Raw genomic sequence first — 22982 nt, 5'->3', positions numbered from 1 at the left:
CCACCTTGCCGGGATCTGTCAACCCGACAAGATCGGCAGGACCAGCGTTCAGGACCGCTGCCACCCCGGCCCTCACAGCCCCAGACTTCGAAAATGCCTGAGTGGCAGTATGGATTCCGTGGTCCAGCACTGACAGCTCGTCCTGCAGTGATTGAGAGCCGGCGTTTGTAAGAAGCTCGCGAAGTGCCCCTTCTGCCCGGAGCTGGAGGGGTGGATTGTTGCTGATGAAAAGGACCGGCAAAGCTTCGCGTTCTGCGCGTCCGACGCGTCTAAACACATCATATTCAGGTGCGCTGCGCCCTGGAAAATCCACCCAATGGTCGCCTGTATCCGTTTCAAAGTCGTAATGAGCCCTGTAACAGAGACGAAGACCCAGGACGGACGTGGCAGCGCCGCCGGTGTCCGCGAGCTCCCCAGTCCGGGCGTCAAAGGATTCGAGACTCTCATCGAACAGCCTTTCAAGCTGTGGTCCGAGCTCCAGGAGGGTTACTTCTACCTCGGTAAGCGGCACGTCCCCGTCAGCGGGCAGCGGGCGATGGATATCTAGCGGGTTGACTCTGTTCCGTGTGCTCCCGAACGACAGAACTCGTCGCAGTGCTTCGACAAGGTCGGTGCGTCCGGCTCTTGGCTCACCGGAGATGACGGTGTGAGTGGAGAAGGACAGCACTGCTTCCTGAAAACCTCGAAACCTCTGAACCCGGACTCGCGCAACCTTCACCGTTGCTTGCCGATCCGCTCCAGTTGACCTCGTTCAACAGCGATCCAACGGTCGAGTCGCTCGATGCTGTTCCGGTCTATGACTAGCCGAGCCTCGGATTCAGCTTCCTCCAGGAGCGTCAACGATTTCGAAAGGTCGCCGCAGAGTCGTTCTTGGCCTGCCCAACGAATTAGAGTTTCCGCTCTGTGCCAGTGTCTGTCGTCAGATTTGTCGAGCGTTACTGTAAGGGCATTCTTAAATGCTTGCCTACCTTCATCGTGTTTTCCCATGCGCAGGAGAACGAGACCCAGTCCTCGTTCGACAAACATCTTTTCGGGGCCTGAGATGGAGCGGCTAGTACCTTGCCGTAGAAGGCTTTCAGCTTTTTGGAGGTACCCAGCATTTGAAAAACCAGCCGCCACCGTTCGCAACTGACTGATTGTCAAACCCCCCTTAATGAGACCCGCGAGTTGTATCGCCTCTGCGCATAAGATTTCACGCCGACCGTTGGCGACAGAGTTTAGACTCGTTGGAACCAGTTGCGCGGTGGCCACGTACTGGTCACTGTCCTTTTGGAGGTCATACGAAACTTTGTTGAGCTCATCCACGACGGTGTTCAGCCGAAGGAGCGTCTGTCGCTGGCTCTCACGCTGCTTGTTCCAAACACTGTAAATGGAAACCAAGAGTGCAACAACACTTACCACGAGTGGGGCTACATCCACCATGAATTAGTTCTCCTCAGGTACTTTCTGAGGCACAGATCGCTTGCCCCGACTGCCAGCATATAGGCCTGCAGCGTCCCCGGACGCTAAGGATCTCATCTCGAACCTAGTAGTTGGCTCTTCAATACGTCTAGCGATCGATTCAGTAGCCCTTCAGGCGACGCTTCCCCCCGATGGCTGCTTGGCCGCGTTGCTCTCTGTCTCCTACGCGCCTGTGATGGATTCGTATTTGTCTGGACCTGCTACTCCTGTACGCGCGGTCGTTTCCGCTGATGATTGGCCTTTATCAAAGGGCCGGGTCACAAATTGAAACTCACGTATTCCAGGGGTCAGCGAGCTGAGCTAGATTCGCACTTTCCTCCCCTCGGACGCGTGAGCGGTGCCTTTAGGGGAGATTATTCGTTGGTAAACATTTTGAGGAAATTTGAAATGGAGGATTGCTCCGGTTGTGAATATCGCTCCCGACTAATCTCCTCCGCGAGTGAAGATATCTGGCTCCTAGGCAATTCGCACCTCGAGGGTGGCAAATGTTGACCATTGGCGGATCGCATGGGCTCACTGCGGCCGGCCCGTAACATCCGCTGATGCAACATGCATATTCTTCCCCAGCTATGCTGAGAAACGCCTATGGGCACGGTAGTGGCGTGGCGGCAAGGACCATCGTCGCTGCTCGCGGAAGGACAAATAATGGCTCGGCCGACAGTGCAGGACGTCGCCAAAACGGCGGGTGTGTCCGTGGGTACGGTTTCGCGCGTCTTGAATGGGAGCTCGGCTGTAAGCGAGGCGGCCAAGGAAAAGGTCAACGCGGCCATCCGTCAGCTCAGCTATCGCCCACTGGCCTCCGCGCGGGATCTTCGAAGAGACCGGACAATGCGCGTTCTTGCGCTGGCCAAGAACCTAGACTCGCTCGTCATCAGCGAGGTCTTCCGGGGTGTCGGCGATGCTGCAGCTGGCTCGGGCTACGTCAGCCTCATCGCAGCCACTGACGGGGATCTGGATCGCGAACAGAAACTGGTCGACATGCTGCGGAACGGATCTGTGGACGGACTCGTCATCTTTTCGCCAACAATGCCGGACGGTGACGTGAACACGGTCGCAGAACAACTGAGCGTGATTCAGGTCTGTGAAATCGTCGATGCCGAGGCAGCGTTCGGGGTGTCCATCGATGACCGCCAGGCTGCCTACGACATCACGAAACACCTCATCGACACCGGCGCCAAGAAACTGGCCATGCTCGCCCATAGAGGCGCCCGCTCAGGCCGGCTGCGCGAAGAAGGATTCCGGCAGGCCCTCAAGGAGTCGGGCCGGGAATCGGACCAGATCCTGTTCGGCGAAGGCAACTTCGGCTTCCACGCCGGCCGTACGCTCGCCAAGAAGCTTCTCAAAGCAAAAGACCTCCCGGACGCCGTCTTCTGCGGGACCGACGTCGTCGCAGCCGGGTGCGTTCGGGAACTCACGGATGCCGGACTGAGAGTTCCACAAGACATCGCCGTAGCCGGGTTCGACGACTCGGCCCAGGCAGAAATGTGCGTCCCAGAGCTAACCACGGTCCGCCAACCCGCCTACGAAATGGGCCGAGTCGCTTTCGCCGAACTCCTGGAGCGGATGACCGTCGAGGGCTCACATCGCAAGGGAAGAACCTTTCTCCCGCACGAACTCGTCATCCGGGACTCCACCAAATAAAGAGGGTTGACAGCCCTCAGTGGTCCCTGTCACACTACTTTGGAATCGATTCCACGGCCGCAAGGCCGATTCTTTTGGAAACATTTGGAATCGATTCCACGGATCACAAGCACCACCGGCAAAGAAGCCACCCTCAGCACGCGGGACAGCCAACCCGCGCCGCCTGAACATCCCCACAGCCACCAAAGGAGCCACTTGTGGACTTGAACCGACCTGCTCTCCCGCTCCAGAACAAAGCTAGAAACCGCAAAGCCCTCGGAGCGGCGACCGCCATAGCCGCAGCCCTCCTCCTCAGCGCGTGCGGCGGGGGAGCCGCGCCTCAAGGTGCCGAGCAAGCAGCAGCTGCCGACCCGGCGTCGGGCGCTAATGCCAGCGGTGCCGTGAACATCTGCGGCGTCAAGGATGCAAGCGGTATCTACAAGGGCACGGCGGAGGCGTTCACCAAGGCGAACGGCAAGGTCACGGCCAAGTACACCGAGATCGGCGCCACCACGGATGAAGCCCGCACGCAGATCGTGCAGCGGCTCGAAGGCAAGTCCACCGAGTGCGACCTCTTCGTCACGGATGTCATCTGGACCTCCGAGTTCGCTTCCCAGGGCTGGCTGCTGGACCAGACCAAGCTGGTGGAGGCCAACAAGGACCGGCTCATTCCCTCCACTGTGGAAACCACCAAGTACCAGGACAAGTACTGGGGCTCGCCGTTCTTCACCAACGCCGGGTTGATCTATTACCAGAAGGACAAGGTGGCCAAGCCCGAGTCCTGGCAGCAGCTCTACGCGGAAGCCGCCAAGGCTCCCGGCAACGGCTACGTCTACCAGGGCAAGCAGTACGAGGGCCTCACGGTGAACTTCCTCGAAATGCTCTACAGCGCAGGCGGCGAAGTCCTTAACGAGCAGGGCGACGTCAAAATCGACTCCAAAGAAACCCGCGACGTGCTCAACTTCATGAGCGACGGACTCAAGAACGGCTCAGCCGACCGCGCCGTCCTCACCTACAACGAAGACCCCGCCCGCCTCGCCTACGAGTCCGGCGACTTCGGATACCAGCGCAACTGGCCGCACGTCTACCGCCTGCTCAACGCGACACCGCTCGCGTCCAGCTTCGCGGTTGCACCGCTGCCGGCATGGGAAGGCGGCAAGGCCTCCGGCGTGCTCGGCGGTTGGAACCTGGCAATCTCGGCCCACTCCACCAACCAGGCAGGGGCTGTCGCGTTCATCGACTTCGCCACCACCCCGGACTGGCAGAAGCACGTGGCCATGGACTACTCGCAGGCCCCGGTCAACGAGGCCGCCTATTCTGACGTGGCTGTGCTAGAAAAGATGCCGTTCGCCACGGAACTCCTCGCCTCGGTGAAGGGTGCCAAGCCGCGCCCGATCTCCCCGGTTTACCCGCAGATCAGCCAGGCGATCTACAAGAACGTCTACGCTGTCCTCTCCGGCACCGCCTCCACCGAGGACGCCGTGAAGAAGATGGCTGACGAAATCACCACCGCCAAAGCGAGCTTCTAGCTATGGCCCTCAGAACAATCCCGCCAAGCCGCGGCCCAGCGAAGACAAGCGGCCGCGACCGCGCCGAACGCAAGCTCGCGTTCCGCATGACCGCACCGTCGCTGGTGATCATGGCGCTGGTGGCGGCAGTCCCCATTGGCTACGCGATCTGGCTCTCGCTGAACCAGTACAGCGTCCGCACCGCCGGCCTGTCCCGCTTTGTCGGCCTGGAAAACTACATCAACGCCCTCGCAAGCCGGGAGTGGTGGGCTGCGTTCGGCCAGACGTTCCTCTTCGCAGGCCTGTCGGTCAGCCTGGAACTGGTCCTCGGCACGGCCATGGCGCTCCTGCTCAACCTCGCGTTCAAGGGCCGCGCCGTCCTGCGCACTGTGGTGCTGCTGCCGTACGCGATCATCACCGTGGTCAGCGCCATCACCTGGCAGACGATGTTCCAGCCCAACATGGGCCTGGTCACCAACGTCCTCTCCGCGCTGGGCCTGCCGGGCGGCGACGTCGTATGGCTCGGGGAGCACGGCTATGCAATGGCAGTGATCGTCATGGCCGACGTCTGGAAGACCACGCCCTTCGCGGCGCTCATCATCCTGGCCGGCCTGCAGGTCATCTCCGCCGAAACGTACGAGGCCGCGGAACTCGACGGCGCCAGCAAATGGCAGACCTTCGTCAACATCACCCTTCCGCTCCTGCGCCCGGCAATCGTCCTGGCCGCGATCTTCCGCACCATGGACGCCCTCCGCGTCTTCGACCTGCCGTTCGTCCTCACCCGCGGCGCGAACGGCACCGAATCCATGTCCATGCTCGCCTACACCCAACTGCGCGAAAACCGGCTGGTGGGCGAAGGGTCGGCGCTGTCCATCCTGACCTTCCTCACCGTCATGGTGGTCTCCGTTATCTACGTCCGCTTCGCCGGCGGCAACATCCGCGACGTCGCGAAGGAGGAACAATGAGCACGCTGACTGCAGAACGCCCGACGCCGGAACTCGCCACGCGCGCCAAGGCGCCGAAACGTCGTCGCTTGCGTGGGGAGGCGAAACTGCACCCCATGGTGTGGGTGTTCGTGGTGGCCGTCATGGGCTTCTCGCTCATCCCGTTCTACTGGCTGGTGAACACCTCCCTTAAGAAGGGCGCGAGCCTGTCCCAAGGCGAGCTCTTCCCGAGCCAGCCGACCCTGGAGAACTATCTGGTGGTCTTTCAGAACCCCGAGTTCCTCCTGGCCTTGCGCAATTCGGTGATTATCGCCGTCGTGACTACAACGGTGGCGCTGGTGTTCGCGTCCTTTGCCGCCTATGCGCTGGCCCGGTTGAAGATGCGACGCAAGGCGATGATCCTGACGCTGATCCTCTCGGTCACCACGTTCCCGGCCATCGCCATCGCGGCTCCGATGTTCTCCATCTGGCGCGAGATCGGGCTGTACGACACGTTGCTCGGCCTCATCATCCCGAAGCTGACGTTCGCGTTGCCCCTGGCGATCTACACGCTGACGTCCTTCTTCAAGGAGATACCGCGTGAACTTGAGGAGTCCGCGTACATGGATGGCGCCACACCGTTTGTCGCCTTCCGCAAGGTCATCCTGCCGCTGGCGGTCCCCGGCCTGGCGACGACGGCGATCCTGGTGTTCATTTCGGTCTGGAACGAATTCCTCCTGGCCGTCACGCTGACCACCTCGCCCGAAGCCCGGCCCGTGCCTGTCGCGATTGCGTTCTTCAGCGGCACCAGCGAGTTCGACCAACCCCTCGGCACCATCAGCGCGGCCTCGGTGATCATCACCGTCCCGCTCGTGATCCTCGTGCTGCTGTGCCAGAAACGCATCGTTTCCGGCATGACAGCCGGCGCGGTCAAGGGCTGACCCCGTCACAAAATCCAAGAACCACCCACTGACTCCCAGAAACCCGGAAAGAACAGGAACAACGTGAGCATTCAGCAGCAGGCCCCGTCCGCAACCCTCAAAGTGGGAGTTGTGGGCATCGGTTGGGCCGGCCAGCAGCACCTCAAGGCGTACAGCAACATCGACGGCGTCGAGATTGTCGCCGTCGCGGGCATGGAAGCCGACCTCCTTGCCCAGCTGAAGGAGGAGTACAGCATTCCCCACGCGTTCGCCCGCTGGGAGGACATGATCGAGCTGGAAGGCCTCGACGCCGTCAGCGTCGCCGTGCCGACGTTCCTGCACGCACCCATCGCCATTGCCTCGCTCGAGCGGGGCCTGCATGTGCTGAGCGAAAAGCCGTTGGCGCGTAACGCCGTCGAGGGTCAACAAATGGTGGACGCCGCCCGTAAGGCAGGCCGCGTCCTGGACGTCGCGTTCAACCACCGCCGCCGCGGAGACATCCAGGCGCTCAAGGAAGTGATCGACGCCGGCGCGCTGGGTCGGCCGTACTACGCCAAGGCGTCGTGGCTGCGCAGGCAGGGAATTCCGATGCTGGGCAGCTGGTTCACCAACCCGGAACTCGCCGGCGGCGGTCCGCTGGCTGACATCGGCGTGCACGTCCTGGACTACTCGCTGCACCTCCTCGGTGAGCCCAAGGTGCTGGCCGTTTCCGCCTCGACCCATTCCGAACTCGGCCCGCGCGGCCTCGGCGGCAACGCCCGGTACACGGCGTCGAACTCCAGCCACAAGTTTGAAGTGGAAGACTTCGCCTCCGCGTTCATCCGGCTGGAAGGCGGCGGAACCCTGATCCTGGAAGCCGGTTGGGCCACGTACCGCGACGAGCGGGACCTGATGGACTTCACTGTTTACGGGACCGACGGCGGCGCGGACTTGCGCTCGGTCGGCGCCTCCGAGAACCCGGTAGCGGACGTCCACGTCTTCACCGAGAAGGACGGCGAAAACGCGGACTTCGAAGTGGTGGCCGAACCCGGGCGAGCCCACCAGGCCGTCGTCGACGACTTCATTGCCGCCGTCCGCGGCGGCGAGACCGTGTGGGGAAGCCACGACGGTTCGCTCGCCCTCAGCCGGGCCCTGGTGCTCGATGCCTGCTACAAATCCGCCCTTGAACAACGTGAAGTGGTGCTCTGAAATGTCTGATGCGAAATTGAAGATTGTCGTCTGGAACGAAGCTGTCCACGAGGCCCGTAACGAGCCCGCAACCATCGGCGAGATGTACCCCGAAGGGATCCACGGCGCCATCGCCGCCGGGCTCCGCGGCTTCTACCCGGACTCCGAAATCACGACGGCGACACTCGCCGATCCCGAGCACGGTCTTTCTGAAGAGGTGCTGGAGCAGACTGACGTGCTGCTGTGGTGGGGGCACATTGCGCATGGGGAAGTTGCTGACGAAGTAGTGGAACGCGTGCAGCGCCACGTGCTCGGCGGCATGGGCCTTGTGGTGCTCCACTCCGGGCACTTCGCCAAGATCTTCACCCGCTTGCTGGGAACCACCTGCTCGCTGAAGTGGCGCAACGAGGGCGAACGCGAGCTGGTGTGGACGGTCAAGCCGTCGCACCCGATCGCGGCTGGCATTGAGAGCCCGATTGTTATTCCGCAGCAGGAGATGTACGGCGAGCTGTTCGACATCCCGGAGCCCGACGACCTCATCTTCATCAGCTCGTTCACCGGGGGAGAGGTGTTCCGTTCCGGTGTGACGTTCTCCCGGGGCAAGGGCCGGATCTTCTACTTCAGCCCCGGCGACCAGGAATACCCGGTGTACCACCAGCCACAGATCCAGAAGGTCATCGCCAACGGTGTCGGCTGGGTGGCCCAGCCGGGCGTCTTCCGGGAGTCACCCGAGGTTTCCAACCCTGCACGGGGCTGGTTCGAGGCCTAAAGACGATGAACACTCCTCTTCCTAGTGGCCGTCCATTGGGCGTGGCCGCCATCGGTTACGCCTTCATGGGGAAGGCCCACTCGAACGCGTGGCGGAACGTGGCCAGCTTCTTCGAAGTCCCGGCCTTCGAGCAGAAAGTGCTCGTTGGCCGGGACGCCTTGGCGGTGGCCGAGGCCGCAGCCAAGTACGGCTGGGCCGGGTCAGCCACGGACTGGCGTTCCGTGATTGCGCGGGACGACATCGACATTGTGGACATCTGCGCACCGGGCTGGATGCACGCGGAGATCGCTCTGGAAGCTCTGGCTGCCGGGAAGCATGTGCTCGTGGAGAAACCGCTGGCCAACACTCTGGAAGAGGCCGAGTTGATGGCTACCGCCGCAGCTTCGGCGCGGGACCGTGGTGTGCAATCGATGATCGGCTTCAACTACCGCCGCGTTCCTGCACTTGCATTGGCCCGCGAACTGATTGCCGAAGGGCGTCTTGGAACCGTGCGGCACGTCCGTGCCGCCTACCTGCAGGACTGGCTTTCCGACGTCGAAACCCCCATGAGCTGGCGGCTCCGCAAGGAGACGGCCGGCTCCGGAGCGCTGGGCGATATCGCCTCCCACGCCATCGACCAGGTCCAGCACCTCACGGGCCAAACCGTCACCGAGGTGACCGGAACGTTGCGGACTTTTGTGACCGAACGCCCCGGTGCCGCTGGGCTGGAGAAAGTGACAGTCGACGACGCCGCGTGGGCCACTTTGGGCCTGACCGGCGGCGTGAGTGCCTCCGTAGAAGCGTCACGAGTGGCTACGGGACAGAAGAACTCTTTGAAGATAGAGATCTACGGGTCTTTGGGTTCGTTGACGTTCGACCTGGAGAATCTGAACGAGCTCGGTTTCCTGGACGCTACGGTTCCCGTGCGGGAGCAGGGCTTCCGGCGGATCCTGGTCAACGAGCCCGAGCACCCTTACGCTGCGGCGTGGTGGCCGCAGGGCCACGTCATCGGTTGGGAGCACACGTTCACGCACCAGGTCCGCGACTTCCTCCTTGCCGTTCGCGACGGAAGCGAGCCGTCGCCGTCGTTCGATGACGGGCTGCAGATCCAGCGGGTGCTGGCCGCCGTCGAAGAGTCGGCGCGGAACAGGAGCACGGTGACTGAGGTACGGGAACGGGTTGGCGCCAGGGCGTGAATCTGCGGCGAAGTATTTTCCTTCTCACGAACTCCGGGTTCGCGACCGGCGGCCCATTTCATTCAGCTGGCTTTTCTGGCAAAAAACCCTGTGCAAGGGCAGTGTCAATAGCCTTAGGCGACGGCAGCGAAGCTTGTTCCTGGGCAGGCAGGGCGTCGTAGGTGTAGGAGCTCACTGCAATGGGCTGCGACGATCCGTCAAGGGCATAGCGAACCGTCCGTTCGTGCTTTGAGCCGCAAACGAGGATTCCCACGGTCGGTTCCATGCCCGGGAACCGCACCATGTCATTTATGGCGGCGACATAAAAATTCAATTGACCGAGGTGTTCCGGCCGGAATTTGCCTGATTTCAGTTCAACGACGACGAAACGGTTTGTCGGCACGTGAACCAACAGAAGGTCGATGTAGAAGTCTTCTCCGTCAACGTCCAAGTGGTACTGGCGACCGTAAAACGCAAAGCCGCGGCCAAATTCGGCCAGTGTCTGCGACATCCGAAGAGTCATTGCTTCTTCTATCGCAATCTCTTCTGCCTCCTTTGTCAGCCCAAGAAAGTCCAGGACCAACGGGTCCTTGGCTAGGTCGGCAGCAAGGTTTGCGCCCTCGCCGGGGAGACGATGTTCGAGATTGTTCGGTGCTTTCCCCGTGCGATCACGAAGACGGGTCAGGACCTGATGTTGAAGTACCGGAAGCGTCCAGCCATGCAGCGCCGCCTGAGCCGCGTACCAGTCCCGCTGCACGGGATCCCTTAGCTTGAGTAATTCGATGATGTGGCCCCACGGCAATTGTGCAAAGCTGCTTTGCACTCCCGAGTCCGGCCAATCCCAAGCTGCGGCAAAGGCCCTCATATAGAAGAGGTTGCGTCGGGAGAAGCCCCGCATGCTGGGGAATTCACTCCGCAGGTCGTTTGCAAGGCGATCAAGCACTTTAGTTCCCCACGGTTGGGTAGTTTGTCGATCGAGGATTGTGCGCCCAATACCCCAGTACAACTTCAGCATCGCCACGTTGACCACGCGTTGGACGCGGCTCTGTGCCGTTCGCACTTGATCCTTCACAGAGGCAAGAACCTCGGCGTATGGACCTGGTAGCTCGGGGTGAATCGACTTCATGGTGGAAACCGTAGCCTGCCCCTCCGACAATCAAAGCTCATGCCCAGCAGTGAGTAGATCCGGCTGCGGCGCCGAGTGAACACGCTCGGTCGCAATTGTGCAAAGCGGCTTTGCACAATTGCGACCAGACGAACGGACCACATGGCACATGTTCTTGGACGACTCACCCGAGCCCGCCTGCCTCCAACAGCAGCCACGCCGGCGAATCACCAGCTCACGGCTGCCATGGGAACCCAGACATCGAGTTTAGGTATGACAAGCTCGCGCCGCTCCGGGGGGACAACGCGTGGTCCGGCGTCGCTCTTCAATCCCGGGCACGCGGCGGCCCTGCTGGTTATCTAGGGGTATGGGACAACGCTTTGTGCGCTACCAGTCGACTGCCACTGATGCCAAGGGGCGGTATCTCGGTATCTTCGCCTTGGCGAACCGATTGGCGAAGGAGGGAAGCCTCAGCGCCGAAGATTGGGGCAGCTGGCGAAGGGCAAACGATTTTTACGACGCGGCTTACGTCACGCCTGAGGCATCGTTCTATGCAAGGCCGGGTGCGCAAGCGTGGTTCAAAGTGTCGGCCACTCACCTGTTGGAGAAAACGGATTTCTACATCGATCTTCTGCGCCGACATGATGTTCCCTGCAGGGCTGTCTACTCAAGCGATCCGGGCAACGTCCTCTATGAGGACGATGTTCAGGTTGTCGTCATTCCGTACGAAAGGGAGCTCTAATCAATCTACTGAATCCATTGATGGGTCAGCTCTGCTTTCGGCTCGCGATCACGTCAGAAAGCTGCTGCACGTCGGCGGGGTTCGCGTCCGTGGCAAGTGCAACGTAGTGGTCCATGACGGCTGGCCGGTAGCGAACTGGCAACGTCTGTCCCGGAGCAAGCCGGGTGAGGGCGGTAATCGTCAGACTTTCGTCTGCGATACCGCGGAACGAGATGCCGTCGGCGGTCTCCACGTCGAGCATCAGGACAACGCGCGGGTTGCTGTTGACCTCGCGCCAGTCAACGAGAACACCAAGCGCCAGCGTCCCGTTGCGCAGTTCCGCATTGCGCCGCCGCGCTTCACCGCTGAGGAGCGGGTTCGGGGCGACGCCCGGGAAATTGGGGCCGACGCCGAGGGACTCCCGACTCAGGTCCGGCCTGAGATGCTCCACCAGACCGTTGAGCTTCTTCTTCGAACCGAACATTCTGACCTCTTCCCCCATCAGCGGTGCCGAATTTTCGGCACTTTGCTTCGCCCTCACGGCGATTCTATGCCACGAGCATTTGCGGTCGGAGTTGCTACAGGGGCCGGAATGGTATCCGTGAGCCTGTGAACACACCTCCCGAACCTGCTTCGAATGTTTTGCTTCGAATCGTTGCCGTGATGAGATTGCCTCAACTGATGGGGGTCCCAATGCACTGGTACGAAAAGCACAGCAGTTTGCGTCCAAGCCGAGGCAACCTAGATTGGTTGAATGCACGGAGCGAAGGAGATCTGCCGTACTTCACGGGCATGGATGCTGCTGGCTGGGAGGACTCCACCTGGATCCTCAACGCGTTCTACGAACTCCCGTCCAACCGAACGCTTCCGACTCATGATGAGTTGCGTAAAGCCAGCATAGTGGCGGGTGATGAGGAACCCCTGATGGTTGGCGAGGTCAACCTTGACGAAATGACGATTGCTACGGGGAGCCAACTTGGATACGCGAAAAGGCCGCCGGCAGATTGGCAGCGGCGGACGTGGGCTGAAATGCTACTCCGGTTCCCGCATCCCCACCCAGCTGGAGGTCCCCCCACCGTATTACCGATGGTTTCCCGCAACAGACTTCCCGGCAAATATCCAGTTGCCCACCGAAGGTTCCATGTCTGAGGAAGACTTCTCCGAGCTTATCGATGTCCTTTCGAGGTACTCGCCCACCGCCGATTGCTCTGTTTATTTCGCAAACGTATTCAGCACCTATCCGGACCCATGCGAAGCACCCGTGTATGACACGAACTTGATGAAGCTCCCCTCCCTTATTCGAGAGATCAGCGAAGATCGCCAAGTCTTCACACCCGCGAACATCTGGTCATCCGATAGATCCTGGCTTGTTTACACCGATTACGATCTTTGGGCGACCAAAGTCAGCAGCAGCTCAGAACTCATCGACGAACTTCGCGCCAACCCGCATCTTGAAACCCTCGACTGGGCGCCGGGTGGCTCGTCGAGTCTCAGCCCCGGTAAAAGCTAGCCATGGCCTCCTTCGCGGGACCTGCCATTGTGGACGGACGTAGTCCATCGACCGGAAGTCGCGCAGTTGTGGCATCCCAGATGGCACCCCAAAACGTATCGTCGTCAAGGTCGACGCCGGACGGACGACGGATGAACCAGTAGAATCCGCGGGGTCTTGGCGGGATTCCCGCGTCGGCCAGATAGGCATCGACGTCATCGTCGATGGATGACAGATCCGCTTCTGTCAGCGGGAATTGCTGTCTCTGTTCTTCGCCCCCAGGCAGGCGACGGGCAATGGAACCATTACGGCCACTGGATGCTGCGAGTACCCTCGCAACGTTGCCAGGACCGGCGGCCCAGGTGACTAAGGCGCCCCATCCATTCTCCGTAGCCAGTATCCAATCCTGTGGAGGCTCCTGCAGTTCAGTGCACTCCCACGGGTCGTGAGTCATGTTCACCATCTTTCATCCTTGATCGAAGCAAGCAAATCCCTGGGTCGATACAGAATGGGTTTTCGAGCGGCTGCCGTACACCTGTCATCCGTCGGTGCTGGGCAACAAATCTGGCACACCATCCAACGTCCAGGAAAATTGCCGATGGTCTGCCTAGCATTGGGTCTAACGACTTCTTGGGGGAGCAATGAACTTGAGTCCGGCTTTTGGAATTATCGGAATTCTTTACGCCGTCTTCGTGATCGTGGTGGCCGTCCTGGCGGTGTATGCCTTGGTCTTGACCATTATCTTCTTACGACTGCGCATCGCTGAGTTGAAGAGGGCTGCGCGCACTGGGGATGGCTGAGACATTCCTTCAGCCACCGGTCGAGTCTGGCTGCGTTACTGGGCCATCTGCTGCAGAGCAACAGGGATATACGTGACCACGTTGAGCAGGGCCCAGGTGGCAAGTCCATAGCCGACTACGAGGGCCAGAATCGCCAGTGTGCGACCCCTCTCGTTCTTTCGACGGATCTGATTCAACGAGACGTGTCCGGCCCCGACGGCAAAGGTTGCGAGAATGCCTAAGCCAAAGAACCAAATCCCGGAAAAGGCAAAAGCGCCCAAGAGAATTGCCAGGATAGCCAGTTTGTTAACCCGCGTGCTGGTCAGCGGTGCCGATGTAGATGACAAACTCACAGTTTCCCCATTTCGTAAGTGTCAATTCAGTCTAGCCTCGAACCGGATGCTTAGGGGGCGGGTTCTCGGAGAAGGTAAACGATCAGAGTGACCCCTGGCGCAGCAAATTCACCCGTGGCCGCCTGCCTCCAAACCCGGCACCACAGCAGCAACTATTGCGTCGTTCTCCGCTGACCGTCGGCTCTTCAACCACAACGCCGACGTCCGCCACGCCGATCCTTTCCGTTGCCTCGGTCCAGGAGCGATGAAGGACTACTTGAGCTGCCGTTTGTAGGCCACGTAGGTCGCAACCATGCCAACGGCAGCGGTCAAGGCCAGCCAGGCCATCAATGGATTACTGAAGAACGCGATAACGGAAGTAACGAGTAGCGCCGCGGCCGCCGTAAGGGTCAATAACTTCATCTGGCCAGGATGCATCAATCAACAGCGCTCACGAGCAGAAGATACAGGAATTGAGTGGCAGTTTGGCTGCCTCTAGGTGCTCGCCAGGTCAAAAACGAGTGTCGGTCAGAGCCGTCGAGGTGGTGGAGCGGTCACCAGCCTGCCGACAAAGGCGCCCCATGATGGTGCGCAACGGGTAGCTGTATCACCACCTAGACGACTGCGGATCACCACCTAGATGACCACATATCACCACCTAATTTGATAAATTTCGCTACCTAATTTTGAATTTTGATCCTGTGCAAGCATTTTCGTTCAGTTAGATGCCGATAGGTGCGGTGTTCACCGCAGCCAAATTTGGATGCAAAGTATCCAATTACATCGGAGGAAATTTTGAAGAAGAATCTCTTGATGTCCGCGAGGGTGGTCCTGGCCACGACAGTGAGCGCCTGCCTCCTGGCGGCCGGTCTGGGTCCTGCCGTGGCGGATGACCACCGGGATGGTTCGCGCGCGATCGAATACACTCGGGCGAATGCCTTGAGCGGCGATGCCGAATCACCCATCGCGACCGTACCGGTTGCGGGCACTGAAATAGTTACAACCGACGAACAATCGCGAGACAGCATCTCGGTATCGCTTCCCGGGACTCCTTCGCTTCCCGAAGACGTGGATCTGAGTGGAGTGCCGGCGGGGCTGTTTCACGGGGACGATGCTCCCCTGGTGAGCACGGCGCTGCCCGGGGCATCGGTCACCGCCTACGCAACTGAGTATGGAAGTCAGTCCATCATCAGCATCGAGGGTGAAGCGGCGCCCCATGAGTATCGATTCGATTTGGATCTTCCCTCAGGGGCGTCAGCAGAAGTGAACACTGACGGTTCAGTTCGTATCGTCGACGTCGACGGTCAGCCGCTGGGTCTTGTCCAAGTTCCGTGGGCATACGATGCCAATGGGGCGAAGGTTCCCACGTCGTTCTCCCTGTCAGGTTCGGAGCTCGTCCAAACAATTGCCCATGATGCCTCTACGGCTTACCCGGTAAAGGCGGATCCAAGTATCCAGTGGATTCCGTGGCCGGTGCTCGCCGTCTGGGGCGCGGAGATAAAGGCCTTCAGCTCCATTTCAGTCGCACTTGGGGCTGGTGGGGCATGGGCTGGATGTACCTTCACGCGGCTTTCCGGAGCGCTGTCTAAGATTGTTAGCCAGATCTGTACCGTTGTCGGTATTGCCGGCGTCAAGGGCGTAGTGGATGCTGTCGCTTCCGTTTGGGGGCCTTCGTACATCAATAGCAACACCTGTTACGGCGTTCCCTTGTACAACCCTCGGGGTGGCCTTGCGACTATGCCAGCGCGGGACTGCTGGTAGCAGAGGCGCTGCTGACCAGGGAGAAACCATGAAATGGTACAGGTACGTTCATCCAGCAATTTTCGTTGCTTCATTCGTGCCGCTCGTGTTCTCTATGGTTCCGTTTTGGCACGGCGTCGCAATACCGCTCATTGCTCTCATCCCCTTTGCGGCCAACGAAATCTGGCTTTCCCGAAAAGTCAGGAAGCCGTCTGGCGGTAAGACCCCGTAGGCATCCTGGCGGTGAGCCCTCGGCGCACGGACATTTGACCGGCGCCGAGGGTTTGCACGTCTGAAGGGCTTGGGCCACCTAGACGAGGCTCGTTACACCACCTAGACGAACCCAAACAGCCCCTAATTTCGTCCGATTCACCACCTAGTTTTGCCGTTCCGCCCTGTGGCGCCCCCGGCCGCACGTAGTGTCGATTCCAAGAACGAACACGCCGAAACTGGGGGAAGGTCACAGATGACAACCACACCGGAACGGGCCGTTGATCCTGTCCTGCAGGCCTTGGAAGGTGGAGACCGTCCCAGAGACCAGCAGGAGATCCATGGATGCCGCCTTTATGACCACATCCTCTCCAAGGACCTGACGGAGATTCCCGAGATCATGGCCGCAGTTAGTGAGACCCATGGGCCGATCCTTGACGTGGCGCCAGGTTCAGGCCGCCTCACTTGGCACCTCCGTTCCCTGGGGCGGGAGGTGGCTTTGGGAGAGGTGGGTACAGCTTGCGCCGCTTTGGTGGAAACGTATGGCTGCGTCGTCCTTGGGGCCAGTTATGCCACACTTCTTGAGCCGCACCGCAGGCGAATGCTGTTCCGCGAGGTGAGTCGGGGCTTGGCTCCGGACGGACGCTTCCTGATGACCGTGGTCAATGCTGATCACCGCGCCGAGAAGGAAACCATCAACGGCGGCACCACTATTTCCCAACTGGGGGAGGACGCATTCCTGATCACTGTTGAAAGCCGGGATGCCCTTAACGGCGCACGTCACCTGAACATGAGCTACGTCAGCTTCAACGAGTGTGGAACCTACCGGTCGTCTGAGTACACGAGTGATATCGCTTCAGTGAGCACCGAACTCCTCGAAGAAGAGCTCAATGCGGAGGGTCTCAGCGTTCTGGAGCGCCGGCCCATCGCAGTTGTCCCCGAAAGCGCCGACATTCAAGAGCTCAACCTTTGGATGTGCGCCCGCAATCAACAGGGCCAGACAGATGTAAAGGATCGTCCATGAGCAACAAATCGATGAGCTGGCTAATCCTGGCCATGGTCCTGGGATTCTATTCCCTGTACATCTTCATTTCCGGTGCCAGCGACTCCGTGTGGTCGCTCACCACCGGAGTCGTTTGCGCCCTCGCTGCCTGCACAGCCTACTGGCGTTCCCGGCTGGAACGCAGAGCGGACCGCGGCTGACAATGCCGCGGTCCGCTCTGACGGTAGAAAGCTACTTGGGCTTAGGACCCTTTCCGGGGCCTTGACCGTGGTCGGAGACCACCATCGCAGAGCCCCCTCCGCGACGAGCCGGCTCGGATACGGCGGTGAGCTTGCCGCCGTCGCCGAATTCAATGGCAGTAGCCGCGCCGATCTCAGCCGCAGATGTGAAAGCATCACCGGCCGGAACCAGATCGTGTCCCAGGGACTCCAGCGCCGGCCCATAAGCGTCAATGAACGCTGGTTCGGAGCTGACGGTGGTTCCGTTTCTGGGCGCTGCCCGTGGAGCCGCGAGGGCCTCGGAGATGCTCATGCCCAGGTCAACCCGGTTGATGATCGTCTGGAGCACAGTCGTGATGATGGTGGAACCGCCTGGCGAGCCGAGGGCAAGGAACGGGGTGCCGTCCTTCACGATGATCGTGGGAGACATGGAGGAACGCGGCCGTTTCCCCGGCTGGATACGGTTGGGGTCGGCGGCGTCGTAAACCGTGCTGAAGTCAGTCAGCTCGTTGTTCAGCAGGAATCCGCGACCGGGAACAACGATCCCGGACCCGCCCGTCTGCTCAATCGTGAGCGTGTACTCCACCACGTTTCCCCACTTATCCGCAACGGTCAGGTTGGTGGTGGAGATGTTCTCGGTGTCGGATTCTTTGGCGAGCGGTGCCGCCGAAGTCGGGCATGCGCCGTCGTAATTGGTGACGTCACCCGGGGCTACCGGCTTCTTGGCCGCCGCTGCCGGATCGATCAGGCAAGAGCGTTCCTTTCCGAAAGCAGGGTCCAGGAGGGCCTGGGTCGGAACCTTCACGAACGCAGGATCGCCGACGTATTTGCCGCGATCTGCGAACGCAAGCGAACTTGCCTCGAAGTAGTGGTGTAGCGCGTCCGTTGCTTTCATTTCGGAGAGGTTGAACGGCGCCAGGATATTCAGCGCCTCCCCGACAGTGGTGCCGCCGCTGCTGGAGGGGGCCATGCCGTAGACGTCATAACCGCGGTAGGTCATGTGGGTGGGATCCTGATCCACCACCTTGTAGTCGGCCAAGTCCTTGGCTGTCATGAAACCAACAGGAACGGGCAGCGTCGGTTTGGCGACCTTGGGCGGCGCCTTGACGGTAGCGGCGATTTCCGTAGCCAGCTTGCCGCCATAGAAGGCGTCCGTGCCTTCCTTGGCAAGCAGCCGATAGGTCGCCGCGAGGTCGTGGTTCTGGAAGACGCTTCCGACGGCGGGAGCCTCGCCACCGGGGAGGAACAGGTCCTTGGTCGAGGTGAAGTTGCTGAACCGTGCCTGGTTGTCCTTGGTTTGCTGGCGGAACGTTTCGTCCACCACGAAGCCCCGGGTTGCCACCTTGATGGCTGGCTTCAGCGCGTCACCCAGGTCCATGCTGCCCCACCGTTCCAGGGCGCGTTCCCACGTGGCCGGAGTGCCGGGGACACCGACGGAGACGCCGCTTGTCACCAGCTGCGGGGTGAAGGGGTAGGGCTTCCCTGTGGCGGGGTCAATGAATGCATCGTTCGGCATCGCCGCCGGAGCAGTTTCGCGGCCGTCAATCGTGCCGACTTTTCCGGTCTTGGCGTCGTAGAACACGAAGTATCCGCCGCCTCCTATGCCGGCACTGTACGGTTCGGTGACTCCCAAGGTCGCGGCAGCGGCGACGGCGGCATCGGCCGCGTTGCCGCCCTTTTTCAGGACCTCAATCGCTGCTGCCGAGGCTTCCGGATCCACGGTGCTGACAGCTCCGCCATATCCGGTGGCCGTAGCTGTTTTCTCGGTTTCACGAGGATCGGCGGAAGCCGGGCTTGCTATCCCCACGCTCGTTGCGCCGAGTGCGAAGGCTGCTGCGACAGCGGCCAGCTGACGTCTCACATGTGTCATGGTTTCTCCCAGAACTTTCCCAGACGATGATGTGGGCGAACGGTTCGGTCACCCTACCCCGGGGTTCTGCGAGGGACAACGGTTGATTCTTGAAGCAGTGGGTATTGACCTACTGCTTGCCAGCGGCCTGTCGTGCGGCGATGGTCCGAACGGCGACGCCTACCAGGCCGATACCCAAGGCCAACAACACTGTTGGACCGGCACCGCCGTCGGGCCCCAACGCTGCGGTCAGGACCTGCTGGCCCATGAGCACCATCTCAGGGATATCGCCGGCAATGACCCGGGTCCCCAGAACCGACTGGACAGCTGTGAAAATCGCCGGGATAACCCACAGAAAAACAAGGTTCAGCACCCACACCACTACACGGCGGGTAGGTTTGAGCCCGCACCAAGCCAGCGCGCAACCCACCAGGACAGCGGGAACCCAATGGGCGATGGCCGGTACTTGGATGGGCAGGTTCTGCCGCCCTGCGACACCGACTGCCCACGCCACAGTCCAGGACGTAAAGGGGACGGCCATGAGTCCTATACCCAAGGCTGCGATGGCCCGCGTCTTGGCTGCGACCAGGAGAAGCGCCACAAGGGAGGCAGCCAGCGAGGAGATGACGCCGGCGAGGAGGCCAAAGTAATAGTAGTCCGTGAGCCTTCCACCAGCGAGGCCATTGTTCAGTGCCGTGAACGACTGGACCGTTGCTACAACCTGGACCATCAGGACACCGCACACCGCACACCACGTCGCTACCCCTCGGTGAACGGGCTTCCAGAGCCTGATCACCAGTCCGGCCGCTGCTCCTCCGGTGGTCAGGAGTGCGATCAGGGTCAGGACTTCGTATTGGCTAAGGGGCAGCAGCGCCAAAGGCATCTGATCCGGCATGACCTGGTTGGCCCAGAGGTTCTGCAGGGGGAGCTTCGCGCCGGTAATCCACCACGGGGTGAGGCCGAGCGCTGCGGCAAGGAAGCCGATCGACAAGGCCACTGCGGCCTCGCGGGCGGCACTGCTATGGTGGCTTTCCGACGCCGGAGCGTGGTTCAGTGCCTGCGGGGCGTGGCTCACGGAAGCTCCTTTGTCTCTGTGGGATTCATAGGCGTGATGGGCATGAAGAGCGACGCCAAACCACATACTACATTGACTGGATTAACCGTTGGCGCGGTGGTTTCCCATGATCATTGTTGGCTTCGGCCCGCCCAAACCTAAACAACCAACCGCAGCGGCCGTTGCCCCAACTGCACCGTGATCTCCTGCCCCCAGGAAGCCGTCAACCGGTCGTCCTCCATGCCATCACCGAACACCACCAGCTGGTCGGATGCCACGGTAATGCGCAGCACTTCTCCGGCTTCCAGCACGCCTTCGGTCAAAGAAGCCCCGGTGACCGGTGATGGCCAGGCTTCGCGAACGAACCAGGCGAGGCGCGGATCGGTAGGGGCGGGCAGGGCCCGCCCACCACGTTCCAAGGCGATGGACGCGCACCATCCGGTGGCCCCGGTTCCGGTGGAAACAATGAGGCCCGACGACGACTGCCGCTCGGTCTGTCCGCCGGCCTGCGTGAAGCTCGGCGCGGCGAGCGAGTACTTCGCCGACTGGTGCGAGGCGTGCCCGACGAAAACTTCGTTAAGCGCCGAAAGCTGCTGGCCGTCGTCGAGCGTTGCCGTCACGGTGGTGAGGTCCTGGCAGCGCAGCCGCCCGACATCTCCAGCTGCCAGGAGTGCAGCGGCGGCCGTTGGCGTGTGACGGACAAGGACGCCGGGGTTGGCCCCCGGCTCGGGGTCGATGCCGATCACCGGCTGCCCGTTCAGGTACTTGGCGACGTTCGCAACCAGTCCGTCCTGCCCTACGACTGCGATGATGTCCTCCGCCGTGAGGAGGAAGCGGCTGAGGTCCGCGCGTTCAACTTCGGCCTGCCGCCAGTCGGACGGCACCGCTTCCCGGACGGTTGCGAGGGCGGCGGTGAGGCGGTCGTGCCGGTCCTGAACGTCCTGGATGCTGCGCCCGCGGGTGCTGAGGAAGAATTCGGCCTGGCCGCGGGTGGCGTGCCGGTCCAGGAGTTCCTGAAGTTCGGTCCGCCGGTGGACGAGGACGATGCGAGGGGTTGCCATGACAGATCCTTACTTGGTGACTTCAGCGGTGGCAGCGGGTTCCTTGAACAGTCCGGCAAGTGCTCCGCTGAGCAGGTCCGGGGTGATGGTGAGGTTACCAATGTTCGGCAGGCTGCCTGCTGCATCCTTGAGGGCCAGAGCCAGCAGGGTGGCTTGTTCCATTCCGCGGTAGACCTCCATGGTGGCGGCTTCGCGGGCAGCTGCCGCTTCGCCGACCAGCCGGATCTGGTTGGCTTCAGCCGCGGCGCCGATGCCCTTGCGTTCGGCAGATCCCTGGGCCTCGATCAGACCTGCCGCTGCCTTCTCTTCGGCGGCGCGACGGGCGTTGGCACCTTCCTGGGCCACCAGGTTCTCGCGGCGGACCGCCAGTTCGATCTGGCTTGCCATCTCGTTCTCGGAGATAGTGCGTTCACGTTCGACGGCGACTGCCCGCCTTTCGTAAACCGCCCGGTCCGCTTCGGCTTGGAGCTGTTCGCGGACGGGTGTCTGCAAGGCCCGTTCCACGTCGGCTTCGGGCCGGACGGCCAGGACCTGCACGCCGAGGATTTCGATGCCGGTGGACTGGAGCCTTGCATCGGCGCGGAGTGCTTCGGTGAGAACCAGGCGGAGTTGGCTGACGCCGCGTTCCAGGGCTTCGGCGAGTGTGGTGGTGGCGATCTGGTCGATCGCGTGGCTCTGGCACAGCTGGCCGATGATGGTGGACACCTGTTCGCGACCGGTGGCCGGTGCCTTGCCTGCGGTCTGCAATCCGAAGTCCAGGCGTGTGGACACGGCTACTGGATCGATGAACCGGTAGGTCACGTTGGCCTGAACGCTGACGTCCTGGTGGTCCCGGGTGATGGCGTGGAAAAGCGTGGGGAGTTCCTGGTCGTCCACGGGAACTTCGCTCAGTACCGAGTTGGCGGGACGGAAGAAGAATGCCTGGCCCACTCCCTGGTGCTTGACCGTCCCCTTCTGCAGGTGGACGACGTAGCCGGTGGGGCTGCCGAGGAAGTGGCTGATCCAGGGGTAGCGCTTGATGATGGCCATGATGTTCTCCTTTACTTATTGTCGTCAATTTGACGATAACTAAAGAGTAGGAGCTTCCCGCATTATTGTCAACATGACGATAACTTGCCTAGAATTGCTGCATGCCTGAATCCCATCCGGCGCCGCAGCGCTTCCCGGTGACCGTCGACGTCGTCGCCCTCACCGTGCGCGACGGCGAGCTGAACGTCCTGCTCATCACACGCCTCATCGAACCCTTCAAGGGCAAACCCGCACTGCCGGGCGGCTTCGTTCTCGCAGGCGAGGACCTGCAGGAGGCAGCGGTCCGCGAACTCGCGGAAGAGACCGGCGTCGAGCGCCTTCCCGGGCACCTCGAGCAATTGGGGAGCTACGGACCCAAGGGGCGCGACCCCCGCGGCGACGTACTGACCGTCGCGCACCTCCTCCTGGCACCGGACTTCCCGGTACTGGCGGCCGGCAGTGACGCGGAGAACGCCGCGTGGTATCCGGTGACGAAAGTCCAAAGCGGAGAGCTGGAACTCGCCTTCGACCACGCCAAAATCCTCGACGACGCCCTTGAGCGGGCCAAGTCGAAACTCGAATACTCACCCCTCGGCGCGGCTTTCTGCGGCGAGGAGTTCACTATTGCCCAGCTTCGTGCCGTGTACGAAGCCGTCTGGGGCACGCGCCTGGATCCGCGGAACTTCCACCGGAAGGCGACGGGGACGCCCGGTTTCCTGGAGGACACCGGCCGCATGACAGCGGGCGACGCCGGCCGCCCGGCTGCGCTGTTCAGGCTCGCCCCGGAGGCCCGTCCGACGGCGGGCCACCCCACGCGCGCGGTGCTGAACCCGCCGCTGATGCGCCCCGCTGCGCCCAAATAGGCGAAAGCTAACGCTCTCTTGGGAACCT

At 61.4% G+C, this 22982-nt stretch carries 25 protein-coding genes; 15 read left to right on the top strand and 10 right to left on the bottom strand.

Annotated elements, in window-relative coordinates; all coding sequences use genetic code 11:
• Positions 1 to 346 precede the first annotated feature (346 nt).
• Positions 347 to 547, top strand: coding sequence for a hypothetical protein (locus HMI60_RS16830; RefSeq protein WP_193590037.1), 201 nt, complete (start codon positions 347 to 349; stop codon positions 545 to 547).
• Between the two features lie 167 nt (positions 548 to 714).
• Here the strand turns inward: HMI60_RS16830 and HMI60_RS16825 are convergent, their stop codons facing one another.
• On the bottom strand, positions 715 to 1422 hold the full coding sequence (locus HMI60_RS16825; protein ID WP_193590036.1) for a tetratricopeptide repeat protein: 708 nt from the start codon (positions 1420 to 1422) through the stop codon (positions 715 to 717).
• Between the two features lie 684 nt (positions 1423 to 2106).
• Between HMI60_RS16825 and HMI60_RS16820 the strand changes: the two genes are divergently transcribed.
• The 7 genes from HMI60_RS16820 (at position 2107) to HMI60_RS16790 (ending at position 9543) form a co-directional block, all read left to right on the top strand.
• A complete protein-coding gene (locus HMI60_RS16820; RefSeq protein ID WP_193590035.1) occupies positions 2107 to 3102 on the top strand; it encodes a LacI family DNA-binding transcriptional regulator in 996 nt (331 codons plus the stop codon).
• Between the two features lie 197 nt (positions 3103 to 3299).
• On the top strand, positions 3300 to 4610 hold the full coding sequence (locus HMI60_RS16815) for an ABC transporter substrate-binding protein (RefSeq protein WP_193590034.1): 1311 nt from the start codon (positions 3300 to 3302) through the stop codon (positions 4608 to 4610).
• Between the two features lie 2 nt (positions 4611 to 4612).
• A complete protein-coding gene (locus HMI60_RS16810) occupies positions 4613 to 5554 on the top strand; it encodes a carbohydrate ABC transporter permease (protein ID WP_144649376.1) in 942 nt (313 codons plus the stop codon).
• Positions 5551 to 6453 (top strand): carbohydrate ABC transporter permease, encoded by a 903-nt coding sequence (locus HMI60_RS16805; RefSeq protein WP_193590033.1) that lies wholly within the window; start codon positions 5551 to 5553, stop codon positions 6451 to 6453. The genes HMI60_RS16810 and HMI60_RS16805 overlap by 4 nt, the downstream gene beginning before the upstream one ends.
• A gap of 63 nt (positions 6454 to 6516) precedes the next feature.
• On the top strand, positions 6517 to 7620 hold the full coding sequence (locus tag HMI60_RS16800) for a Gfo/Idh/MocA family protein (protein WP_193590032.1): 1104 nt from the start codon (positions 6517 to 6519) through the stop codon (positions 7618 to 7620).
• 1 nt (position 7621) lies between these two features.
• Complete coding sequence (locus HMI60_RS16795) at positions 7622 to 8368, top strand: ThuA domain-containing protein (RefSeq protein ID WP_193590031.1); 747 nt, start codon at positions 7622 to 7624, stop codon at positions 8366 to 8368.
• 5 nt (positions 8369 to 8373) lie between these two features.
• Positions 8374 to 9543 (top strand): Gfo/Idh/MocA family protein, encoded by a 1170-nt coding sequence (locus tag HMI60_RS16790; RefSeq protein WP_193590030.1) that lies wholly within the window; start codon positions 8374 to 8376, stop codon positions 9541 to 9543.
• Positions 9544 to 9601: 58 nt separating this feature from the next.
• Here HMI60_RS16790 and HMI60_RS16785 read toward each other — a convergent pair whose 3' ends face one another.
• Positions 9602 to 10648 carry a YhcG family protein gene (locus HMI60_RS16785; protein ID WP_189076673.1) on the bottom strand — a complete coding sequence of 349 codons (1047 nt, stop codon included), beginning with the start codon at positions 10646 to 10648 and terminating at the stop codon, positions 9602 to 9604.
• Between the two features lie 346 nt (positions 10649 to 10994).
• On the opposite strand from HMI60_RS16785, the gene HMI60_RS16780 reads away from it, so the two are divergent.
• Positions 10995 to 11369 (top strand): hypothetical protein, encoded by a 375-nt coding sequence (locus HMI60_RS16780; RefSeq protein ID WP_018778758.1) that lies wholly within the window; start codon positions 10995 to 10997, stop codon positions 11367 to 11369.
• A 25-nt stretch (positions 11370 to 11394) separates the two neighbouring features.
• Here HMI60_RS16780 and HMI60_RS16775 read toward each other — a convergent pair whose 3' ends face one another.
• Positions 11395 to 11889 (bottom strand): hypothetical protein, encoded by a 495-nt coding sequence (locus tag HMI60_RS16775; protein ID WP_227453574.1) that lies wholly within the window; start codon positions 11887 to 11889, stop codon positions 11395 to 11397.
• Positions 11890 to 12489: 600 nt separating this feature from the next.
• On the opposite strand from HMI60_RS16775, the gene HMI60_RS16770 reads away from it, so the two are divergent.
• Entirely contained in the window at positions 12490 to 12858 is a 369-nt protein-coding gene (locus tag HMI60_RS16770) for a hypothetical protein (RefSeq protein ID WP_193590029.1), read from the top strand.
• On the opposite strand, the gene HMI60_RS16765 is transcribed toward HMI60_RS16770, so the two are convergent.
• Positions 12839 to 13300 (bottom strand): DUF5956 family protein, encoded by a 462-nt coding sequence (locus HMI60_RS16765; protein WP_193590028.1) that lies wholly within the window; start codon positions 13298 to 13300, stop codon positions 12839 to 12841. The genes HMI60_RS16770 and HMI60_RS16765 overlap by 20 nt on opposite strands.
• A gap of 178 nt (positions 13301 to 13478) precedes the next feature.
• Here HMI60_RS16765 and HMI60_RS16760 point away from each other — a divergent pair, with 178 nt between their 5' ends.
• Positions 13479 to 13637, top strand: coding sequence for a hypothetical protein (locus HMI60_RS16760; RefSeq protein WP_018778762.1), 159 nt, complete (start codon positions 13479 to 13481; stop codon positions 13635 to 13637).
• Positions 13638 to 13672: 35 nt separating this feature from the next.
• Here the strand turns inward: HMI60_RS16760 and HMI60_RS16755 are convergent, their stop codons facing one another.
• Both HMI60_RS16755 and HMI60_RS16750 read right to left on the bottom strand, forming a co-directional pair.
• Complete coding sequence (locus HMI60_RS16755) at positions 13673 to 13963, bottom strand: DUF4190 domain-containing protein (RefSeq protein ID WP_181423339.1); 291 nt, start codon at positions 13961 to 13963, stop codon at positions 13673 to 13675.
• Positions 13964 to 14221: 258 nt separating this feature from the next.
• Complete coding sequence (locus HMI60_RS16750) at positions 14222 to 14371, bottom strand: hypothetical protein (RefSeq protein ID WP_156369767.1); 150 nt, start codon at positions 14369 to 14371, stop codon at positions 14222 to 14224.
• Between the two features lie 390 nt (positions 14372 to 14761).
• Between HMI60_RS16750 and HMI60_RS16745 the strand changes: the two genes are divergently transcribed.
• The 3 genes from HMI60_RS16745 (at position 14762) to HMI60_RS16735 (ending at position 17101) form a co-directional block, all read left to right on the top strand.
• A complete protein-coding gene (locus tag HMI60_RS16745) occupies positions 14762 to 15709 on the top strand; it encodes a hypothetical protein (RefSeq protein WP_193590027.1) in 948 nt (315 codons plus the stop codon).
• A 445-nt stretch (positions 15710 to 16154) separates the two neighbouring features.
• Positions 16155 to 16922 carry a class I SAM-dependent methyltransferase gene (locus HMI60_RS16740; protein ID WP_193590026.1) on the top strand — a complete coding sequence of 256 codons (768 nt, stop codon included), beginning with the start codon at positions 16155 to 16157 and terminating at the stop codon, positions 16920 to 16922.
• Positions 16919 to 17101 (top strand): hypothetical protein, encoded by a 183-nt coding sequence (locus tag HMI60_RS16735; RefSeq protein ID WP_018778767.1) that lies wholly within the window; start codon positions 16919 to 16921, stop codon positions 17099 to 17101. Before HMI60_RS16740 ends, HMI60_RS16735 begins: the two co-directional genes overlap by 4 nt.
• Positions 17102 to 17132: 31 nt before the next feature.
• Here HMI60_RS16735 and ggt read toward each other — a convergent pair whose 3' ends face one another.
• The 4 genes from ggt to HMI60_RS16715 form a co-directional block, all read right to left on the bottom strand.
• Positions 17133 to 18989, bottom strand: a complete 1857-nt coding sequence (gene ggt / locus HMI60_RS16730) for a gamma-glutamyltransferase (protein WP_193590025.1) — start codon at positions 18987 to 18989, stop codon at positions 17133 to 17135.
• A gap of 109 nt (positions 18990 to 19098) precedes the next feature.
• A complete protein-coding gene (locus HMI60_RS16725; protein WP_193590024.1) occupies positions 19099 to 20043 on the bottom strand; it encodes a hypothetical protein in 945 nt (314 codons plus the stop codon).
• Positions 20044 to 20180: 137 nt separating this feature from the next.
• Positions 20181 to 21083 carry an NAD(+)/NADH kinase gene (locus HMI60_RS16720; protein ID WP_193590023.1) on the bottom strand — a complete coding sequence of 301 codons (903 nt, stop codon included), beginning with the start codon at positions 21081 to 21083 and terminating at the stop codon, positions 20181 to 20183.
• Positions 21084 to 21092: 9 nt separating this feature from the next.
• Positions 21093 to 22112, bottom strand: coding sequence for an SPFH domain-containing protein (locus HMI60_RS16715; RefSeq protein ID WP_039242937.1), 1020 nt, complete (start codon positions 22110 to 22112; stop codon positions 21093 to 21095).
• 101 nt (positions 22113 to 22213) lie between these two features.
• Here HMI60_RS16715 and HMI60_RS16710 point away from each other — a divergent pair, with 101 nt between their 5' ends.
• Positions 22214 to 22954 (top strand): NUDIX domain-containing protein, encoded by a 741-nt coding sequence (locus tag HMI60_RS16710; protein ID WP_018778772.1) that lies wholly within the window; start codon positions 22214 to 22216, stop codon positions 22952 to 22954.
• Positions 22955 to 22982: the final 28 nt, after the last annotated feature.

Origin of the sequence: Paenarthrobacter sp. YJN-D (genome assembly GCF_015040335.1) — a bacterium.
Classification (GTDB): domain Bacteria; phylum Actinomycetota; class Actinomycetes; order Actinomycetales; family Micrococcaceae; genus Arthrobacter; species Arthrobacter nicotinovorans.
The sequence above is the reverse complement of the archived record's forward strand: the minus strand, read 5'-3'. Positions and strand labels throughout refer to the sequence as shown.

What these genes read in the sequence shown, in the direction of transcription:
- HMI60_RS16750 (WP_156369767.1), bottom strand. Translation starts at nt 14,371, where the DNA reads ATGAAGTTATTGACCCTTACGGCGGCCGCGGCGCTACTCGTTACTTCC.
- HMI60_RS16820 (WP_193590035.1), top strand. Translation starts at nt 2,107, where the DNA reads ATGGCTCGGCCGACAGTGCAGGACGTCGCCAAAACGGCGGGTGTGTCC.
- HMI60_RS16830 (WP_193590037.1), top strand. Translation starts at nt 347, where the DNA reads ATGAGCCCTGTAACAGAGACGAAGACCCAGGACGGACGTGGCAGCGCC.
- HMI60_RS16785 (WP_189076673.1), bottom strand. Translation starts at nt 10,648, where the DNA reads ATGAAGTCGATTCACCCCGAGCTACCAGGTCCATACGCCGAGGTTCTT.
- HMI60_RS16805 (WP_193590033.1), top strand. Translation starts at nt 5,551, where the DNA reads ATGAGCACGCTGACTGCAGAACGCCCGACGCCGGAACTCGCCACGCGC.
- HMI60_RS16710 (WP_018778772.1), top strand. Translation starts at nt 22,214, where the DNA reads ATGCCTGAATCCCATCCGGCGCCGCAGCGCTTCCCGGTGACCGTCGAC.
- HMI60_RS16760 (WP_018778762.1), top strand. Translation starts at nt 13,479, where the DNA reads ATGAACTTGAGTCCGGCTTTTGGAATTATCGGAATTCTTTACGCCGTC.
- HMI60_RS16780 (WP_018778758.1), top strand. Translation starts at nt 10,995, where the DNA reads ATGGGACAACGCTTTGTGCGCTACCAGTCGACTGCCACTGATGCCAAG.
- HMI60_RS16825 (WP_193590036.1), bottom strand. Translation starts at nt 1,422, where the DNA reads ATGGTGGATGTAGCCCCACTCGTGGTAAGTGTTGTTGCACTCTTGGTT.
- HMI60_RS16765 (WP_193590028.1), bottom strand. Translation starts at nt 13,300, where the DNA reads ATGGTGAACATGACTCACGACCCGTGGGAGTGCACTGAACTGCAGGAG.
- HMI60_RS16735 (WP_018778767.1), top strand. Translation starts at nt 16,919, where the DNA reads ATGAGCAACAAATCGATGAGCTGGCTAATCCTGGCCATGGTCCTGGGA.
- HMI60_RS16720 (WP_193590023.1), bottom strand. Translation starts at nt 21,083, where the DNA reads ATGGCAACCCCTCGCATCGTCCTCGTCCACCGGCGGACCGAACTTCAG.
- HMI60_RS16715 (WP_039242937.1), bottom strand. Translation starts at nt 22,112, where the DNA reads ATGGCCATCATCAAGCGCTACCCCTGGATCAGCCACTTCCTCGGCAGC.
- HMI60_RS16810 (WP_144649376.1), top strand. Translation starts at nt 4,613, where the DNA reads ATGGCCCTCAGAACAATCCCGCCAAGCCGCGGCCCAGCGAAGACAAGC.
- HMI60_RS16790 (WP_193590030.1), top strand. Translation starts at nt 8,374, where the DNA reads ATGAACACTCCTCTTCCTAGTGGCCGTCCATTGGGCGTGGCCGCCATC.
- HMI60_RS16795 (WP_193590031.1), top strand. Translation starts at nt 7,622, where the DNA reads ATGTCTGATGCGAAATTGAAGATTGTCGTCTGGAACGAAGCTGTCCAC.
- ggt (WP_193590025.1), bottom strand. Translation starts at nt 18,989, where the DNA reads ATGACACATGTGAGACGTCAGCTGGCCGCTGTCGCAGCAGCCTTCGCA.
- HMI60_RS16770 (WP_193590029.1), top strand. Translation starts at nt 12,490, where the DNA reads ATGTCTGAGGAAGACTTCTCCGAGCTTATCGATGTCCTTTCGAGGTAC.
- HMI60_RS16740 (WP_193590026.1), top strand. Translation starts at nt 16,155, where the DNA reads ATGACAACCACACCGGAACGGGCCGTTGATCCTGTCCTGCAGGCCTTG.
- HMI60_RS16745 (WP_193590027.1), top strand. Translation starts at nt 14,762, where the DNA reads ATGTCCGCGAGGGTGGTCCTGGCCACGACAGTGAGCGCCTGCCTCCTG.